Genomic DNA, 17382 nt, shown 5'->3' with positions numbered 1-17382 from the left:
GCCCAACGGTACTAACATAGTAGCCTCTAGCCCAAAACTTTCGATTTCCATACTTATATTTCAAATTAGCGTGTTTATCAAATATCATTAGAGCACTTTTACTTTTCAAATATCCCATAGAATCGGAAATCGAAAGTTTTGGGGGTATCAAGACAAGCATATGAACATGGTCTGGCAGCATGTGTCCCTCAATAATTTCCACGCCTTTGTATCGACATAGATGACGGAAAATATCAATTAAGCCCTGCCTTATTTTGTAGTAAATGGATTTTCTACGGTACTTAGGTGTGAAAACTATGTGATATTTGCACATCCATTTGGTATGTGATAAACTGTAACTGGTTTTAGCCATTTCTTTTTCCTCCTTTATCTAACCTGAACAATTAGATTATATCAGGAAAAAGAAATGGAAGCTCAAAGCCTTGTAAGCCACCAGCATAGCTGGTGGTTTTCTTGTTTTTCTCTACGAGAAAAACTGGCTCGAAGCCATAACAAAATCCCCGCCGTCACGAGACAGCGGGGATTATTTATCTTACAAACTCTTCAACATATTATCAATATGCTGGATGGATTTTTCACGGCCGAGTAGGTAAATGGTATTTGGCAACTCTGGTCCGTGCATTTCACCTGAAACGGCGATACGGATTGGCATGAAGAGGTTTTTGCCCTTGATGCCTGTTTCTTTTTGAACAGCCTTGATTTGTGGGAAGATGTTGTCTGGTTGGAAATCTTCGTCCGTCATGGCTTCCAATTTTTCCTTGAGGGCATTGAGGACAGTCGGTACCGTTTCGCCTGCCATGACTTCTTTTTCTTCATCAGTCAATTCTGGGAAATCAGAGAAGAAAAGGTCTGTCAGCGGAACGATTTCATCCGCAGATGACATTTGTGGCTTGTAAAGTTCCACCAATTTTTCTGCCTTGTCTGTCAAGCGACCCGCTTCTTCCAAGAATGGTTTGGCAAGGTTGAAAATAGTTTCCAAATCAGCATTTTTGATGTACTCATTGCTCATCCAGTCCATTTTCTTCTGGTCAAATGCTGCTGGTGATTTGCTGAGGCGATTTTCATCGAAGAGTTGGATAAATTGCTCACGAGAGAAGATTTCCTCTTCACCACCAGGGTTCCAACCCAAGAGACCGATAAAGTTGAAAACAGCTTCAGGCATGTACCCTTTACGACGGTAATCTTCGATAAACTGAAGGGTGTTGGTATCACGTTTGGACAGTTTTTTACCAGTCTCAGAGTTGATAATCAAAGTCATATGACCAAATTCTGGTGCTTCCCAACCAAGTGCTTCATAGACCATGAGTTGCTTGGGTGTATTGGCAATGTGGTCGTCCCCACGGATAACGTGCGAGATTTCCATGAGATGATCGTCTACCACCACGGCAAAGTTGTAGGTTGGATAGCCGTCACGTTTCTGGATAACCCAGTCACCACCGATGTTGCCACCTTCGAACTCGATTTCGCCCTTAACCATGTCATTCCATTTGTAGATACCTGTTTCGTTGACAGCTAAGCGAACCGTTGGGACAATGCCAGCCGCCTCACGCTCTGCGATGTAGGCTGCTTTTTCATCTTCAGACATACCCAGGTATTCGTTGATGTAGCGAGGTGTTTCGCCCGCAGCTTCCTGACGCTCACGCTCCGCCGCCAATTCTTCTTCTGTCACGTAAGACTTATAGGCCTTGCCTTCTGCCAAGAGCTGATCAACATACTTTTGGTAAATATCCAAACGCTCTGATTGACGGTATTGCTCATGAGTTTCTGGACTCTCATCCCAATCAATACCCAACCAACGCAGGTTTTCAAGCTGAGAACGCTCGCCGTCTTCCACATGGCGTTTGCGGTCTGTGTCTTCGATACGAATAAGGAAAGTACCGCCGTGATGACGGGCAAAAAGATAGTTGAACAATGCTGTACGGGCATTTCCGATATGCAAAAGTCCCGTTGGACTTGGTGCGTAACGCACACGAATTGGTTTAGTCATGTTTCTCTCCTGTAAAATTTCAATCAAGAACATTATAGCACAGAACGTAATAAGAAGATAGAAAAATCAGCCTAAGCAGACTGATTTTGAGGTGTTTTTTGATTACGTGCCAGCCAGTAGAGGACATAGAGGACCAAGAAGCCAGTTGCCGTTAGGAAAAGTCCGCTAATCTGATCGACGGCTAATACCAAGACCAAACCTGATACCAGCAGTCGAGTAAAGGCTTGACCTAGCATAAAATAGGTTGATACCGCTCCGCCAATGGTCGCCAACTGCTCCTCTGGCATAGAATTGACAAACTTAGCGTTAAACTTAGGTCCACTAGCTCCAGAACTAATTCCCATTGTAGTAAGGAAGAAGAAAATAATTGGCAGTTGATGAAGCAACATTCCGACAAACACGCCAAGAAGAGAGAAGGTGGCTGCCACTTCCAGCGTCACCATGCTGGTCTTTTTGAAAAGGGTAAAGACTAAGGTCGAACCCAGAATATGTCCGATAAAGAAGATCAGAATGGTCAGGGCAAGGGTTGTTTCAACATTGAGGAAGACGAGGTCTGGGTCTTCGCTAATCAGCAGGACCAGAATAGGATAGAGAATCGCTCCACAGGCGTTGATAAGAGGATTGGTAATCAGGACCAGGCGGAACTCGGGTATCTTGCGCAGCTCCACGATGGCTTGCTTGAAGGAAGCTAGAATGCCTGGTCTCTTGGTTTTTTGCTCAGTCTGGATCGGCTGCTCTGCTATTTTCAAAGGCTGCTCCGTCAGGAGTTTGCGAAAGACTGGTGTCAGCAGCTGCATGATGAGGAGGGAGGCTAAAAAGGTGCCGGCGTTGAGAAAGGCCAGGTTTTGGTAGGAGAGGAGGCCGACCAAGAGGGCAGAGAGAGCCTGAAAGGCGATGTTGAGGAGGCTGGTCACGGTCTGGCGAAAGGCCGAGTACTGCTCCCGCTCTTCCTTGGGCGCTACGCGTAATCCCAGAGGTGTATAGAGGCCGTTTTCATAAAAGCCAGCGAAGTCTGCAAAGACATTGAAAGTTGTAGCCACCACGACAATCCAGAGGGCTGGCTCAAAGCCCATGCAGAATCCGAGGATGAGGTATAGAAGAACACGAAAGAGTAGGGTCAGCTTGATAGTGCTGATTTTGTTGACCGTCTTATCTGCCAGATAGCCTGTAAAGAGCCCCATAAAGCTAGGGAAGATTTCCGAGAAGGTCACGATTGCCAGAGCCAGACGGCTGTTGGGCACCAGTAAAACATAGTTCATCAAGGCTAGATAATAGACCACATCGCCAAAATTGGACAACATATCCGCAGTCAGTACCCATAGGTAAGTAGCATTTTTCAAAATTTTTTTCATGAGAATCCCTTTCTTTTGAATAATTTCCAGAATATTCCGACTTTTTATTTTACAGAGGAGCCTGGATAGACTTTCCTCTGCGATTATTCTTTTACATAGAGTAAATATTTAATGTAGAAAATGCCATATCCCCCGTCACCAAGAGAACCTTTTCTTTTGGCTCAGATGCGTAGTTGTTAGTTGTTGACATGGCGCTATCCAACTTTACAACCGCTTGCCAGTCAGCAGGTAGATAGAGTGTGATATTTGAGAAGGCCGCATCGATATGAAAATCTGCCTTATCACCCAGAATCACCGCCTGATCAAAATAGACTGTGCTAGCTCCAAAGGCTACATCCACACTATCATGAATAAAATTCTCCTCATGGATATAACGAGTCGAGGAACCAAAAGCTGTATCACGCCCCTTATCGCCAATCACTCCTGTACCAACTCCATGAGCCAGTCTACGCTTCTTCGGCTTAAGCATCAGTTTCAAGCCAAGGCAAAGAAGAACAAGCGATAGAACCATATTCCAAGTCCCAAACTTCACCCAATCGTAAACTGAGTTCACCGCTATAAAAGCCAGACCGAAACAAAAGATACTGGCAAGCCAATCCTGCTTCACCAAACGGTGAAAACCCGTCACAAAGGTTAAAACAAACCAAACAGTTGTCCAAAACGGCATGGCCAGATGTAAGCCTAAGGAATCCCTTAGCAATACCAAGACCGCTAATCCAATCACTAAACAACCTATCATAAAACGTTTCATCTTCCTACCTCATTTCCTGTAACTTTTCTTTTAATAAATGGTAATAATGTCGCGACACGTGAACTTCCTTGTGAGTCTTATAGAAGGAAATCCGACTGGTGCCTGAGAAGGACTTATCTAGCGAATAAACTACCTTGCTATTGACAATAGTTGACTTAGCTACCCGACAAAAGTAGATAGGCAAATACTCCTCAAGTTCATAGAGTTTCATCTTAACCTCGTAGGCATCATCGCTTGTATGAGCAAAAATCTTGGTTCCGTCCGTTTCAAAGAAAAGTATGTCACCCAATGACAGAAAATACTCGCTGCTCCCCTTGTAAAAAACAAGCGAGGGACGACTAACTTGTTGCAAAGCTTGCTGAATCTGTTCAATCTCTGGCCCCAGCTGACTGGTTCGGATAACAACTTCAACCTGATCTAAGCTGTCATCAAATTCAACCCTAACTTTCATAGCTCCCTCCTTTTTGATAGCTCTATTATACCAGTTCGACATCCAATTACAAGGGCATTTCAGTAAGTGGCAAAATTAGATAGGTAAGTGGTAGAAATAAACTAAGAAAAGTCCCTTGCATTACGCGAGGGACCTTATTTTTATTATATGATTTTGAAAATTGCAGAGTTTTTCTTCTTAAAAAATCGCATCCAGCAATGATGTGCTTCCACCACCACCGTCACCACCTGCACCGACAATATGATTGCCAATGACCTGAGCAAAGGTTTCAATGTTCAAGCTCTGTACATAGATTTCTCCATAACCTGTAAAGGTATTAACGATTCCTTCACCTGTACCAATAGATTGGAGGAAACCATTTTCCATATGGATATTGTAGTCCAAATCACGACTCCACGCAACCACATGAGCATTGTCAATGGTGATACTTCCACCATCTAAAGTTAGCTTCTTAATAGAACCAAACGCATTCGCCAAAAGTGTTCCGCGCCCCTCTGTAGTCATCACAAAGAGTCCACCCTGACCACCAAAGAAAGCTTTCCCAACACTCTGGCGTTCCATTTTATATTGGGCAGAACCATCTAGGGCAAGGAAAGCACCATCATTGAGGCGGTATTGCTCTGCCCCCAGTTCCAAGGCAATAACCTGACCTGGCGTTGAAGGCGCAAGTGCAATTTTTCCGTCGTCGCTATTGGAAATGGCTTGCGTGATAAACATAGATTCGCCTGATACCATTGACCGACCGATGGCCCCCATCAATTTACCAAAACCTGAACCACCACGCGCATTGAGCTTGGTATTCAAGGTCACACTCGGCGTATGGTAGACCATGCTCCCTTGTTGAATATAAGCTGATTCACCAGCTTCCAAGGCAATTTCCACTAAAGGAAATTGCATATTGCTGTCGATAGTGTATTTCATGCGGTTGTCTGACATAGTTGCCTCCTATTTTTTACGAAATGTACCTGTTAACCACAGGATTGCTATAATAAACCAAAAACAAGCTAAAATAAACCAAGTATCATTTATCTCTCTTTTGTTCTGTTGTGATAATACAATTTTATCTCATTCAAAAAAACTTGTCAAGGATTTCTCGGCCATTCAGATAAAATTTACAGGAAAAACCGAACTTCCTGAGTATTCCTATATAACTTCTGTCATACGACCCGTATCCACATCATAAACCGCACCAGAAATTTCAACGTCGTCAGGTATGAGCGGAGATTGTTTCAAGAGAGCAATATCCTCCCGCACGCTTTCTTCAATGTCTGTAAAAGGAAGAAAGTCCTGACCAGCCACATCCACTCCCAGATCCCGCTTGAGTTGGACCGCAAAATCCTCGTTGGTAAAGGTCTGGGCACCGCAGTCTGTATGGTGGAGCACCACGATTTCCCTTGTGCCGAGCTGCTGCTGGGAAATGACTAGCGAACGAATCATGTCCTCCGTCACGCGCCCACCCGCATTCCGCAGGATATGGGCATCACCCAGAGCCAAGCCCAAGGCCTGCGCCACGTGAAGCCGTGAGTCCATACAGGTCACGATAGCCACCTTGGTCTTTGGACGAAGAGGCAAATGGTAATCACCATGCAGGTCAACATAGGCCTTGTTGGCCTTCATAAAGTTTTGAAAATAAGACATAGGACCTCCTTGTCTGATGAGAATTTCTGAAATTTTCAGAAATAGGTTAGACCTAGCTTATCACATTCCCGACTATTTGTCGCAAAAAGAGGAGCGACTAACTGTCACTCCCGAATGATTTCATCAGTTGAATACTTTCTGCAAGACTTCGCCAATGGTGGTCACGCCGATAACGGTGATTTCCTTGGGCACCTTGATACCGGTCAGAGAATTTTTGGGGGCATAGACCTTGGTAAAGCCCAATTTAGCGGCTTCGTTAATCCGTTGTTCAATCCGATTGACGCGGCGGATTTCACCTGTCAGACCAATTTCGCCTATAAAGCACTCTTGTGGGTTGGTCGGCTTATCCTTGTAACTGGAGGCAAGGGCAACTGCGACCGCAAGGTCAATAGCTGGCTCATCCAGTTTGACACCACCTGCTGATTTGAGGTAGGCATCTTGGTTTTGGAGGAGCAGGCCTGCCCGTTTTTCCAAAACCGCCATAATCAAGCTGGCACGGTTGAAGTCCAAGCCTGTCGTGGTCCGCTTGGCATTGCCAAACATGGTCGGCGTCACCAGGGCCTGCACTTCTGCAAGGATAGGGCGGGTGCCCTCCATGGTCACGACAATAGCAGAGCCTGTCGCCCCGTCCAGACGCTCTTCTAGAAAGACCTCGCTAGGATTGAGGACTTCGACCAAACCCTGCGACTGCATTTCAAAAATGCCGATTTCGTTGGTGGAGCCAAAGCGGTTTTTGACCGCCCGCAAGATACGGAAGGTGTGCTGTCGCTCGCCCTCAAAATAGAGAACGGTGTCCACCATGTGCTCCAGGGTCCGCGGTCCAGCCAGGGTGCCTTCCTTGGTCATGTGCCCGACGATAAAGGTTGCGATGTTGTTGGTCTTGGCAATCTGCATGAGTTCATTGGTTACTTCACGGACCTGACTGACAGAGCCTTGTACGCTAGAAATGTCAGGGCTCATAATGGTCTGGATAGAGTCGATAATCAGGAAATCTGGTTTTATCTTCTCAATCTCGGTCCGAATGCTCTGCATATTGGTCTCCGCATAGAGATAGAACTCGCTATCGATGTCGCCCAGACGCTCCGCCCGCAGCTTAATCTGCTGGGCAGACTCTTCCCCCGACACATAGAGGACCGTGCCAATAGTAGAAAGCTGGGTAGATACCTGTAAAAGCAGGGTGGATTTCCCGATTCCTGGATCGCCTCCAATCAGGACTAGACTGCCTGGGACCACACCGCCACCGAGGACACGGTTGAACTCTTCCATGTTAGTCTTGGTGCGGGCCACTTGAATGGAGGAAACTTCATTGAGTTTCATGGGACGGGTCTTCTCACCTGTCAGGCTGACCCGCTCGTTCTTGACTTCAGCGACTTCCACTTCCTCGACAAAGCTAGACCAGGAGCCACAGTTGGGGCAACGGCCCAGATACTTGGGCGAATGGTATTCGCAGGATTGACAGACAAAGGTTGTTTTTTTCTTAGCGATGATGATTTCCTCCTATAGAGTGTATTCTAGGATTTCGCAGTAGGCTATGGTTTCTTTGGGAACAAACTGGCGTATCAGCATACCGTGACAGACGATAACGATTCGGTCATAGGCTTTGTATTTTTCAAGAGCCTGTAAAAATCGCTCTTTCATCTCCGCAGCAGTCTCATAACGAATAGGAGAAGACTCGGGTACCGCTCCGCTATTTTCCAAAAATAATCGATGAGCTAAGACAGCCTCATCTTGACTGGCATTTTGCCCCGTCAGGTCTGGTCGCCACTCATGAAAAAAGGGCTCAACCAGGAGAGGTAGTTGCTGGGCATGAGCAATGTACGTTGCAGTCTCCAAGGCCCGCGTGACGCTTGAAGCGATAACCGCCTGAGCCTGAGCAAAAACAGGACTGCTGGCAACTTCCTGGGCCAAAGCCCTTCCCTTTTCAGTCAGGGGAGCCAGATCCCGTCCAAAACCTGCGTACAGCCGAGGGTTGTCATGCTGGTCAAACATACTGTAGTCAGGATCGGAATGCCGTACAAAGAAAATCTGCATAGTAGTCTATTTACCCGTTGAGCCAAAGCCGCCCGTCCGAACGCCGTCGGCCTGGTCACCGTCAGCCAAGAGGAAGGGTGCAAAAACAGCCTGTACGATCCGCTCGCCAGCTTCCACCACGACAGTTTCCTCTGTGATATTTCGCATCTGAGCAAAGATATGACCTTCATTGGCTGGATTGCCGTAGTAGTCGCCGTCAATAACCCCAACCGAGTTAATTAGGACCAGCCCCTTCTTGCGAGGGTTGGACGAACGGTCGTAGAGATAGAGGACCTCGTTGGCCTGCATATAGGCCTTGACACCCGTCGGCACCAGCTTAATCTCACCTGGCTCTAAGCTGACGGTTTCTGCAGCCTTCAAGTCGTAGCCTGCTGCGTGGGCCGTCTCACGTTTTGGCAATAAGTTTTCATCAGTAAACTGGCTGACCAGTTCGAATCCACGGATTTTCATATTTTTCCTTTCGAATGCTTATTTTGAGGATAAATCTTCTAGTAATTTTTCAAAATCAGAATTTATCTTTTGGGTTTTATTAAAAATTGCATATTCTGACCGAGCTTTCTCCTTGGCTGACTGCCTTGTAATTTGACCATACCCCTCTAAAAGTTCATAATCTTGAAAGGCTAAAAATCGGTCAATACTATCTGCCAAATCTTGCATGGTCTGAGTTTTTCCTTGTTCAATTTGTCGCTCCAGATAGTCAAAGTAGCCCGAAATACTACGTTCCAGCGAACGAATTTCCTTTTCGTTCAGATAATTTTTAGCCACAAGAGCGTCCGATTGCAAAATACGTCCGTCAGGAGAGTGCTTCCAGGTTACCAACCCCATGTTCGCTTTGGTGTGGTCTGCCTTTTCATAAATAATTTCTGCAGCTGTTTTACCTGTAATCGCATAATGAAATTTATTTTGCACATGAGCATAGAATTGCTTAGTCATCAAGCTATTAGCGTCATAATCAATCGCAATCTCTGCAAAAATATCTGTGATTTGTAACCAAATTCGTCGTTCACTAGCACGGATAGAACGAACTCGTTCTAAGAGCTCACGGAAATAATCTTTTTCCAACAGGTTTTCGCCTTGCTTCAAACGCTCATCATCCATGGCAAAACCTTTAATCATGTATTCTCGAAGCACAGTTGTTGCCCACTGCCTAAACTTAGTAGCCTTTTGAGAATTGACACGATAACCGACGGAAATGATGGCATCGAGATTGTAATAGCTAGTTAGATAATTTTTACCATCACTTGCAGTTGTTTCCATTTTGGAAATAACTGAATGCTCATCTAGTTCGCCTTCTTCAAAAATATTTTTCAAATGTTTGCTGATAGCTGGCACACCAACATCAAATAGTCTTGCCATTTCCTTTTGACTGGCCCAAATCGTCTCGTCACTGACAATAACACTAGCCTTTTCTTGGTCATTTTCTGCTCGGTAAATTAAAAATTGTAATTCCTTCATATTTGCCTCTTTAATTATTTAGGGCTCACTCCCCACTACAAATTCATTCGCATTTTTCGTCACAAATGCAAAAAGTGTTGTTAAGGGAAAGGCGTACTCGTCATCAAAGCGGGCTGCACGTAGCCACAAGTCTTGGTCAACCTTACGGAGATAGACACTGCGAGGGAAGGCGAATTCTTCTTCCAACTGAGGCGATAGCAGGCAAATGGCTCCGTCTGGTGATTTTCCTTGGGACAGAATATTATCTTGACTAACTTCCTGTTTCAACAAGGCCAGCCGAAGATAAACTCCCAGATGAGCTGGTGGTAATTGATAACCAATCTCCACGGCTCTCTCCTCTATCTGAGGAGCAGTTGCTTCCCGATCAAATCCCATATCAGCTAGACTGACAATCTCAACTAAACACTTCTGTTTCTCCACCACTTCTTGATAAGTTGGATGAGCTAGGTAGGTCTTGAAATAGGCATTTACCAAAATCCCCTTGTCATCTAAGTAGGCAAGGATTTCTTCTTTTTTTAGGGGAAATAATTCAACTCGAACGCTCAGTCTTTTCATAGGTCTATTATACACTAATTCATCAAAGGCTGCGATTTTCAGCAAAAAAACACCTGACCTACAGGTGCTACAAATATAAACTAGCTCAAGCAGTTCAAACCTCTTCCGAGCCAAAAATCTCCCAATACTTCTCGACTTCTTGCTCCAACTGTTCAACCATCTCTAGCAAGTCTGCGGCTCGGAGAATGGTAAGCCCCTTGTCCACCATCTCTCTATCCTGTTGAAAGATGCCCATACGGACATTGGCCATGCCTACATAATCAATCCGCATACTTTCCTGAGCCATGGCATAAACTCTCTCCATAACAGGATGACACAAGCCATACTTTTCTTTTCTCAACAAGACAGTTGATAGGTTATAGAGAAAAGTCAAATGACTAACATGAATGTCTCTGAAATTCTTATATTTGTCCAAGGAAAGCAAAATTTTATCTACAAAATTTTCCAAATGGACTACAGGAAAAATCGGAAGAATAAGACTTAGCTTACGAAAATCAGCCAGATACCAAGTATCTGACTTTTCTAGCTCTTGCCAGAGTTCCTGAGCTAGCTGCTTTGTTTGTTGCCCATCTCCTACCTGAAGGATAGATAGCAACAAACGTAATTGCTGTTCTATCCGCTGAACCCGTATATCTTCTTGCCTCTTCAAATACTGCTCTACTTGGTACAAAAAATCCTGACAGCCTGATTCAGAAAAAAATTGTCCTCTCAGATTTTCAAAGCGATGGATGATAGAAGAACGCTCCGAAGGCTGATAGGCATGGCAGATATAGTCAAACTCTGCAAAGGTCATATCCAACTGACGAAGAATATGGGAAAAGTGAGCAATGGTCGGGTATTCTTTGTTGTTTTCAATTTTTGATAGGGTTGTCCGTGACAAAGCCTTCCCACAAACTTCCTGCTGGCTAAGCCCTTTTGATTTGCGAATCTCTTTTAAGACTGTTCCAAAATCCCACCTCATCATAACCTCCTAAAACTGTGAGAAATGTTTGCGTTTTCATCAATCACATTTACTACATGATACCATAATAGTAAATAAAAACAAACAAAATGATAGGAGGTCCTCTTATGAAAACTTGGAAAAACTATCTCTTGCTTTTAGCTTACCTAGCAATCCTCATGGTTCCACACCTCCTAGGCGGTGGCTGGTGGTCATGGCCGTTACCAATTATCAACAAATAAATAAGATACCACCATCTCACCACTCTGGAAAGGAGGAAAATGACTGGAAACTAAGGAAAATTATCATGAAAAAGTTTGCTAAATTAGGTTTTGCCTTGGGAATTGCTTGTAGTTTAATGGTATCCACAGTCGCCTTTGCAGATTTTGTCGATGGTGGTGAATGGCATTATGGAGTTGGATGGACAGGAACCTACGGGTATTCCAACTACCATCATCCAACACGTTCTCATACCGCTACTGTAAAAAATGGGCAACATGAAAACCGTCAACACCAAGGCGCAGGTATTTGGGCAAAAGCATCTATTACCAAAATCCCACCAACTGGCATGGAATATTTCTATGGTTTTTGATATGCACTGAAATTAGTTTTCCACAGACCATGAAATTAAGAGAAAAACGATTACCATGCTCAGAAATGTTTGATAGTAGGGTAATCGGGAACAACTGTTACTCATCAATTGCTAAATGACTGATAGTCAAATTCAAAAAGATAGTTAGTTTCCGACCAGCTCTATTGGTGTGCTGGTCGGAAAATGTTTACAAGGAGGTGTTTAGATGAAAAGGCTAAACCATTTCTGTATGATTCTACTTCTGTGTTGTGTCAGTTTTATCGTTGTAAATCTACACTATACAAAGGAAATCAATCGTATACGTGAATTAGGAACGACTGACTATTCATTTCAATTTTATTTACGCGATAGTGCCGTTCCTTCACAGGATTTACTGCATTTTTTTGAAAAAATTGCTGATAAATACGACGTTTCAATTGTCAAAACAGATAGCAACACCGAGGTAATAAAAGCAGGTGTTTTTTCTCATGAGACATTTCCTTATAAAGATTTTGGAATCCAGCAACTTACTTTTAACGAAGACGGAAGTGGATCTTATACAAATATACAATCCTCCGACAAACTAGGGCATATCCCAACATTTTTGCAGGCCAAGACGATACGGCTCATCACTTTAAAAAACTATTTTCAAGATACATCCCATACACTAAATGGTCAGTATACCGTCACATCAACAAAATCCATAAACGACACTGAAATCGTACAGGAATTAAGTCATTTTTTCAATATTGATTCTTCTACACTATTGACTCCAACCTTTGAAACAGCAGTAGAATTAATAAACAGAGACTTGCTACTAGTAGCACTCATCTGCTGTATCGCATTTTTACTCCTTTCATTAACTTCTGTTTACCAACCAATTTTAGATATCAAACATATCGGCGTTGAAAAAATACTTGGATACAGTAACTTAGAGATTTTCTATCGCTATGTAAAACAAAATATACTAATCATGGGAATCGGTAGTATCATTCTAAATAGTTTACCGTTTCTGTTTTTTGACTACATGCCTCAAGGTTTTACAGCTATGATGCTGTTAGCGCATTTTATCCTCCTTCAAGTCTATCTACTCATCAACATTTTAGTCATCACAATTATCCAACGCATTAACGCCGCATCTATCATAAAAGGATTTGTTTCCTTCAAAACAGGATTCTATATCAATAATTTCTTCAAATGCTGTCTCACACTTCTTATCACTATATTGATGATTGGTGTCGGAAATAGCATTTATGAGGAACACCAAGAATTGAACTATCAAGAACAATGGGAAAAACAGGGAGATTTCCTAACACTCGAAACCGTAAAATCAGGAAATCAACTCTGGCAAGATAGCCTGTCTGGTTCCGACAAAGCTCATCAATATTATTACTCCTTATATAAGAATTTGACAGAAAATCTTCCAACTTACTATATTCGTTCTAGTATCATAAACCCTGGCAATTTCTCACATCTTAAAGAATTTGAACATTCAACATTGGCTAATGACATCCCTGTTCTATACGCCAACAAAACCTATCTAGAAAGTATAGGATTTCCGATTCCACATACAAGTAAACAATTGACTGTACTCTTTCCAGCATCAATGAAAGAGAATGAAGAGTCTAACAAAAATCTAGCAAAATTGATTGGTTTTCTGTCACTGAAATATGAAGAACAAGTGGCAAAAACAGTCAGCGAGGTAGATGTTGAATACATTTATTATGACGGCGACTGGACATTCTTCCCATACAATGAAACCTTATCCAACAATTTCACTAATCCAATGATTAGCCTGGTCAATGACAATGATATGTCGTGGGAAGATAAAGCACATCTATCAAATACTGGACTAAGTAGCCCAATCAAAATTGCAAATTCCCCTCAACATCAACAAAAAATCGAACAAATTCTTCAGAAATTACCTGATGATAGCTATTTCAAGTTCTCGTCAATAAAATCTATTCAACAAGGACGTGTAGATAGTTTCCGAGACGCTAGTCGTAACTTCGTCACCCTGTTTGCGATTATCTGCTTACTGAGCATTGTTGTTTCCTATTTTATTGTAAAAAGTATGTTTCTTTGGAGAAAATCTCATATCATCACTATGAAATTTTTAGGATGGTCACTTTTTGACCGCTACAAACCTATTCTAATCGGACTAACTCTACTATATTTGCTACCTCTTCCAGTTATTTTGATAGCTGGTAAGTCACTATTTCCTCTTGCACTTTTTTTACTATTTGCCATTGCTGATGGGGGTATTTTCCTATTTACATCACTGCGCATGGAGCAAAAAAATCTTGTACAATACTTGAAAGGAGAGAACCTATGATTCATTTAGAACATATCTTTAAAAAGATTGGTCAAAAACATATCCTACATGATTTTTCCCTCAACATTGAACAAGGTGAACTAGTCGCAATTGTTGGAAAAAGTGGTAGCGGAAAAACAACATTACTAAACATCATTGGCTTGCTTGACGGTGAATACGAAGGAAATTACCTCCTATTTGGTCATTCAAACGTACCTGTAAACACTAGGACATCTCAAAAAATAATTCGGGAACAAATTTCCTATCTATTCCAAAATTTTGCTCTAATTGAGAACGAAAGCGTCGAGTATAATCTCCTGATGGCATTAAAATATACCAGATTATCAAAAAAGGAAAAGGAAGAGTCCATAAAAAATATACTAGAAAAAATCGGACTAGCAAACACGCTAAAACAAAAAATTTCCGAGCTGTCTGGAGGAGAACAACAGCGAATTGCTATCGCTCGTGCTCTACTCAAACCAAGCAATCTTATCTTGGCAGATGAGCCAACGGGATCATTAGATCAGGAAAATAGGGACTTAATCCTGCAATTTCTCATAGAAATGAATAATAGTGGAAAAACAGTAATTATCGTCACACACGATCCATATATTGCCGATAAGTGTCAGCGGATTGTTCGTTTATGATTTAGATAGTTTCTACACCCTTTGCGAATAAGCTTTCCGCTAAGAACCTACATTCACAAGTGAGGTACTTCCACACCCAGAAGCAGGTCGTCTATGGCCTGACCCGAATACGGCATTGACTCTGCCGAGGTTATCATATTCAAGAACAATTTAGATACAACAAGAAAAGGTCTGAAAACCAGCTCATCTGGTTTTCAGACCTTTTCTATCTTCCCTATTCAAACACAAACTGGTTGTGGTAGAGTTCGGCGTAGAAGCCATTGAGTTTAAGGAGCTGGCTGTGGTTGCCTTGCTCGATAACTTTTCCGTCTTTGAGGACGATGATTTCATCCGCAAGTCTGGATCTATTTCTCTGGTATAACCCAAAAAAGATAGTAAGTAATAAAGACTGTCAGCAAGCCAAGTCCAATTTTGACAAATAGTACAGGAGCCAACCAAATGGAAATCCCCATGAGTATGTAGATTTGCCAGATAATTTGTTTTTTCCGTTTACGGGAAATGGCTTTGGTTTCAGCATAATCCGCTACGTAAAATTGATAAATTTTTGTATTGCGTAGCCATTTTTCAAAATTTTTAGAGCTTCTAGCAAAACAAAATCCAGCCAAAAGTAAAAGAGGCGTTGTTGGAATTATAGGTAGAACAATCCCAATCATGCCAATAGCAAGACTAACAAAACCAGCTACTAGATAAACAATTTTTTTCATAATACTATTATACCAAAAGAGTTCGTGATTTTTTGAACATTTTCTGTATATTTCAGGAAAGCGCTTGCTTTCCACCCTGTAAACTGGTATGATAAGGATATTACATTTAGAAAAGAGAGAAGATGCTATGAAACTTCTAGGACTTGTCGGAACCAACTCCGCTCGCTCAACCAACCGCAAACTCTTGCAGTACATCAAACAGCATTTCGCAGACAAGGCTGATATTGAATTGGTTGAAATCAAGGACCTTCCAGTCTTCAATAAACCGGCTAATCGTGAACTGCCAGAAAGTGTTAAAGAATTAGTTGCAAAGATTGAAAGTGCTGATGGTGTCATCATCGGAACACCTGAGTATGACCACTCAATCCCCGCTGTTCTTATGAATGCACTAGCTTGGGTATCATATGGAGTCTACCCTATGCTTAACAAGCCGGTTATGATTACAGGTGCCTCCTACGGAACGCTCGGTTCTTCCCGTGCTTAATTGCAACTCCGCCAAATTCTCAATGCTCCTGAACTCAAAGCTACTGTTTTACCAGATGAGTTCTTACTATCTCATTCCATGAAAGCCTTTGATACAAACGGTGAGCTCATTGATTTAGAAATCAGTCAAAAACTGGATGCCATCTTTGATGACTTCCGTCTCTTTGTCAAGATGACAAGTAAACTGTCTAGCGCCAAAGAGTTACTTCAAAAAGAAGCTGAAAACTTTGACTGGGAAAACTTGTAAGAGAGGAGAACAATCATGAAATTTGTCGGAATTGTCGGGTCTAATGCAGACCAATCTTATAACCGCATGCTATTGCAATTTATTCAACGCCACTTTAAAGTAAAATTTGAATTAGAGCTTTTGGAAATCAAAGATGTCCCAATGTTCAATCAGGACGAAGACCAGTCTAATAGTTTTGCGATCCAATACCTTTACAACAAAATCACACGTGCTGATGGTGTCATCATTGCTACACCTGAGCACAACCACACCATCACACCTGCTCTTAAGAGTACTCTAGAGTGGCTCAGTTTCAATTTACATCCATTTGAAAATAAACCAGTTATGATTATCGGGGCTTCTTACTACGACCAAGGAACGTCTCGTGCTCAAGTCCACTTGAGAAAAATTTTGGACGCTCCAGGTGTCAATGCCTACACGTTACCAGGTAATGAATTCCTCCTTGGTAAAGCGAAAGAAGCTTTTGATGATAAAGGGAACATTATCAATGAAGGGACTGTGAAATTCTTGGAAAGCTGTCTAGACAACTTTATCAAGTATGTCGGCGTTGTATCTAAATTGAAACAACCCAAGCCAATTGCACCCGAAGATTTAGACTGTACCCATCCAATCGCAACGACCATCACAGGTGTGGACCCAGATGACCCAGACTGGCTGGATAAGGCTTCTAAATTGGTCAACGCTGTCGAGGGAGATACGTATGTTAAATTAGATAACGGTCTTTTAACAGTTAACCAACTCAATATGTTCCTCAACGCCATGCCATTTGAGTTGACCTATGCAGATGATAACAATCAGTTCCTCTATTACAACAATAGCCACCAAGAGCCTGATACTATGTTAGGTAAGCGGGTCCCAGAGCAAGTAGGAAACCGCTTGTCAACCGTTCACGGCACTTTACCACCTGCTCGTATGAAAAATGTTGAATGGGTTGTTGGAACCTTACGTAATGGTAACCAAGAGTACGTTCGAACAATCGTCCCGGGCACACCACCTGAAATTATCAATACTCATAACTACCAAGCTATGTACTATCCTGACGGGTCCTACGCTGGCATCAATGAAATTATCTTTAATTTTAAGCCATGGTTAGATTGGTATCTTGAAACCACTGGACAACGCTTGGTGGGGGGTGCAGGAAACACCGCATCTCCTGCCCATGTTGATGCAACCTCTGGCGCTTCAGATACAGGTAGTACCCATACAGCTTCCACACCAACAGATGCCAATTCTGGTGCATCTGCTCACTAACAAAT

19 protein-coding genes and 1 pseudogene are annotated in these 17382 nt (G+C 42.6%); 6 read left to right on the top strand and 14 right to left on the bottom strand.

What is annotated here, in order from left to right:
- From tnpA to ODU41_RS09800, 13 genes are all read right to left on the bottom strand, one after another.
- The coding region (tnpA, locus tag ODU41_RS09860) for an IS200/IS605 family transposase (protein ID WP_398578967.1) at positions 1-352 on the bottom strand (352 nt) is incomplete at its 3' end.
- A gap of 180 nt (positions 353-532) precedes the next feature.
- Positions 533-1987 carry a glutamate--tRNA ligase gene (gltX, locus tag ODU41_RS09855; protein ID WP_044772042.1) on the bottom strand — a complete coding sequence of 485 codons (1455 nt, stop codon included), beginning with the start codon at positions 1985-1987 and terminating at the stop codon, positions 533-535.
- 71 nt (positions 1988-2058) lie between these two features.
- Positions 2059-3339 (bottom strand): MFS transporter, encoded by a 1281-nt coding sequence (locus tag ODU41_RS09850; protein ID WP_398578966.1) that lies wholly within the window; start codon positions 3337-3339, stop codon positions 2059-2061.
- Positions 3340-3430: 91 nt separating this feature from the next.
- Complete coding sequence (locus ODU41_RS09845) at positions 3431-4090, bottom strand: LiaF transmembrane domain-containing protein (RefSeq protein ID WP_398578965.1); 660 nt, start codon at positions 4088-4090, stop codon at positions 3431-3433.
- A 4-nt stretch (positions 4091-4094) separates the two neighbouring features.
- Positions 4095-4541, bottom strand: coding sequence for a LytTR family DNA-binding domain-containing protein (locus ODU41_RS09840; protein WP_074391216.1), 447 nt, complete (start codon positions 4539-4541; stop codon positions 4095-4097).
- Positions 4542-4718: 177 nt separating this feature from the next.
- The gene (locus ODU41_RS09835; RefSeq protein WP_013730631.1) at positions 4719-5477 is read right to left on the bottom strand and encodes a TIGR00266 family protein; all 759 of its coding nucleotides are present in this window, start codon (positions 5475-5477) and stop codon (positions 4719-4721) included.
- A 207-nt stretch (positions 5478-5684) separates the two neighbouring features.
- On the bottom strand, positions 5685-6179 hold the full coding sequence (locus tag ODU41_RS09830) for a carbonic anhydrase (RefSeq protein ID WP_014638738.1): 495 nt from the start codon (positions 6177-6179) through the stop codon (positions 5685-5687).
- A 123-nt stretch (positions 6180-6302) separates the two neighbouring features.
- Positions 6303-7670, bottom strand: coding sequence for a DNA repair protein RadA (radA, locus tag ODU41_RS09825; RefSeq protein WP_024404944.1), 1368 nt, complete (start codon positions 7668-7670; stop codon positions 6303-6305).
- Between the two features lie 6 nt (positions 7671-7676).
- On the bottom strand, positions 7677-8210 hold the full coding sequence (locus ODU41_RS09820) for a histidine phosphatase family protein (RefSeq protein WP_044674700.1): 534 nt from the start codon (positions 8208-8210) through the stop codon (positions 7677-7679).
- Positions 8211-8216: 6 nt separating this feature from the next.
- Positions 8217-8660 (bottom strand): dUTP diphosphatase, encoded by a 444-nt coding sequence (locus ODU41_RS09815; RefSeq protein ID WP_002939955.1) that lies wholly within the window; start codon positions 8658-8660, stop codon positions 8217-8219.
- 18 nt (positions 8661-8678) lie between these two features.
- Entirely contained in the window at positions 8679-9665 is a 987-nt protein-coding gene (locus ODU41_RS09810) for a virulence RhuM family protein (RefSeq protein WP_024384172.1), read from the bottom strand.
- A gap of 18 nt (positions 9666-9683) precedes the next feature.
- Complete coding sequence (locus ODU41_RS09805; RefSeq protein WP_114866928.1) at positions 9684-10220, bottom strand: hypothetical protein; 537 nt, start codon at positions 10218-10220, stop codon at positions 9684-9686.
- Between the two features lie 94 nt (positions 10221-10314).
- A complete protein-coding gene (locus tag ODU41_RS09800) occupies positions 10315-11184 on the bottom strand; it encodes a helix-turn-helix domain-containing protein (protein ID WP_258533540.1) in 870 nt (289 codons plus the stop codon).
- Positions 11185-11467: 283 nt separating this feature from the next.
- Between ODU41_RS09800 and ODU41_RS09795 the strand changes: the two genes are divergently transcribed.
- The 4 genes from ODU41_RS09795 (at position 11468) to ODU41_RS09780 (ending at position 15053) form a co-directional block, all read left to right on the top strand.
- Positions 11468-11752: a lactococcin 972 family bacteriocin gene (locus ODU41_RS09795; protein WP_105119785.1), complete on the top strand. Its 285-nt coding sequence runs from the start codon at positions 11468-11470 to the stop codon at positions 11750-11752.
- 205 nt (positions 11753-11957) lie between these two features.
- Positions 11958-14066 carry an amino acid ABC transporter permease gene (locus tag ODU41_RS09790; RefSeq protein ID WP_105119786.1) on the top strand — a complete coding sequence of 703 codons (2109 nt, stop codon included), beginning with the start codon at positions 11958-11960 and terminating at the stop codon, positions 14064-14066.
- The gene (locus ODU41_RS09785; protein ID WP_014638747.1) at positions 14063-14692 is read left to right on the top strand and encodes an ABC transporter ATP-binding protein; all 630 of its coding nucleotides are present in this window, start codon (positions 14063-14065) and stop codon (positions 14690-14692) included. Before ODU41_RS09790 ends, ODU41_RS09785 begins: the two co-directional genes overlap by 4 nt.
- A gap of 235 nt (positions 14693-14927) precedes the next feature.
- Positions 14928-15053 carry a hypothetical protein gene (locus ODU41_RS09780; RefSeq protein WP_260619270.1) on the top strand — a complete coding sequence of 42 codons (126 nt, stop codon included), beginning with the start codon at positions 14928-14930 and terminating at the stop codon, positions 15051-15053.
- On the opposite strand, the gene ODU41_RS09775 is transcribed toward ODU41_RS09780, so the two are convergent.
- Complete coding sequence (locus tag ODU41_RS09775; RefSeq protein WP_024384177.1) at positions 15037-15396, bottom strand: YbaN family protein; 360 nt, start codon at positions 15394-15396, stop codon at positions 15037-15039. The two genes, ODU41_RS09780 and ODU41_RS09775, sit on opposite strands and share 17 nt — an antisense overlap.
- A gap of 127 nt (positions 15397-15523) precedes the next feature.
- On the opposite strand from ODU41_RS09775, the pseudogene ODU41_RS09770 reads away from it, so the two are divergent.
- Positions 15524-16126 (top strand): annotated as a pseudogene (locus tag ODU41_RS09770) (NADPH-dependent FMN reductase).
- A gap of 15 nt (positions 16127-16141) precedes the next feature.
- Positions 16142-17377: an NAD(P)H-dependent oxidoreductase gene (locus ODU41_RS09765; RefSeq protein ID WP_024384179.1), complete on the top strand. Its 1236-nt coding sequence runs from the start codon at positions 16142-16144 to the stop codon at positions 17375-17377.
- The last annotated feature ends 5 nt before the right edge of the window (positions 17378-17382 follow it).

This window comes from Streptococcus sp. 2022WUSS083 (assembly GCF_044427155.1).
GTDB classification, from domain to species: domain Bacteria; phylum Bacillota; class Bacilli; order Lactobacillales; family Streptococcaceae; genus Streptococcus; species Streptococcus hashimotonensis.
Note: the sequence above shows the minus strand (reverse complement) of the source record. Positions and strands in the feature narration are given on the sequence as shown.

Excerpts from the sequence above, each read along its gene's own strand:
- ODU41_RS09835 (WP_013730631.1), bottom strand. The coding sequence starts at position 5,477 with ATGTCAGACAACCGCATGAAATACACTATCGACAGCAATATGCAATTT.
- ODU41_RS09830 (WP_014638738.1), bottom strand. The coding sequence starts at position 6,179 with ATGTCTTATTTTCAAAACTTTATGAAGGCCAACAAGGCCTATGTTGAC.
- ODU41_RS09775 (WP_024384177.1), bottom strand. The coding sequence starts at position 15,396 with ATGAAAAAAATTGTTTATCTAGTAGCTGGTTTTGTTAGTCTTGCTATT.
- ODU41_RS09795 (WP_105119785.1), top strand. The coding sequence starts at position 11,468 with ATGAAAAAGTTTGCTAAATTAGGTTTTGCCTTGGGAATTGCTTGTAGT.
- ODU41_RS09790 (WP_105119786.1), top strand. The coding sequence starts at position 11,958 with ATGAAAAGGCTAAACCATTTCTGTATGATTCTACTTCTGTGTTGTGTC.
- gltX (WP_044772042.1), bottom strand. The coding sequence starts at position 1,987 with ATGACTAAACCAATTCGTGTGCGTTACGCACCAAGTCCAACGGGACTT.
- ODU41_RS09815 (WP_002939955.1), bottom strand. The coding sequence starts at position 8,660 with ATGAAAATCCGTGGATTCGAACTGGTCAGCCAGTTTACTGATGAAAAC.
- ODU41_RS09785 (WP_014638747.1), top strand. The coding sequence starts at position 14,063 with ATGATTCATTTAGAACATATCTTTAAAAAGATTGGTCAAAAACATATC.
- ODU41_RS09800 (WP_258533540.1), bottom strand. The coding sequence starts at position 11,184 with ATGATGAGGTGGGATTTTGGAACAGTCTTAAAAGAGATTCGCAAATCA.
- ODU41_RS09840 (WP_074391216.1), bottom strand. The coding sequence starts at position 4,541 with ATGAAAGTTAGGGTTGAATTTGATGACAGCTTAGATCAGGTTGAAGTT.
- ODU41_RS09850 (WP_398578966.1), bottom strand. The coding sequence starts at position 3,339 with ATGAAAAAAATTTTGAAAAATGCTACTTACCTATGGGTACTGACTGCG.
- ODU41_RS09765 (WP_024384179.1), top strand. The coding sequence starts at position 16,142 with ATGAAATTTGTCGGAATTGTCGGGTCTAATGCAGACCAATCTTATAAC.
- ODU41_RS09845 (WP_398578965.1), bottom strand. The coding sequence starts at position 4,090 with ATGAAACGTTTTATGATAGGTTGTTTAGTGATTGGATTAGCGGTCTTG.
- ODU41_RS09810 (WP_024384172.1), bottom strand. The coding sequence starts at position 9,665 with ATGAAGGAATTACAATTTTTAATTTACCGAGCAGAAAATGACCAAGAA.
- ODU41_RS09805 (WP_114866928.1), bottom strand. The coding sequence starts at position 10,220 with ATGAAAAGACTGAGCGTTCGAGTTGAATTATTTCCCCTAAAAAAAGAA.
- ODU41_RS09820 (WP_044674700.1), bottom strand. The coding sequence starts at position 8,210 with ATGCAGATTTTCTTTGTACGGCATTCCGATCCTGACTACAGTATGTTT.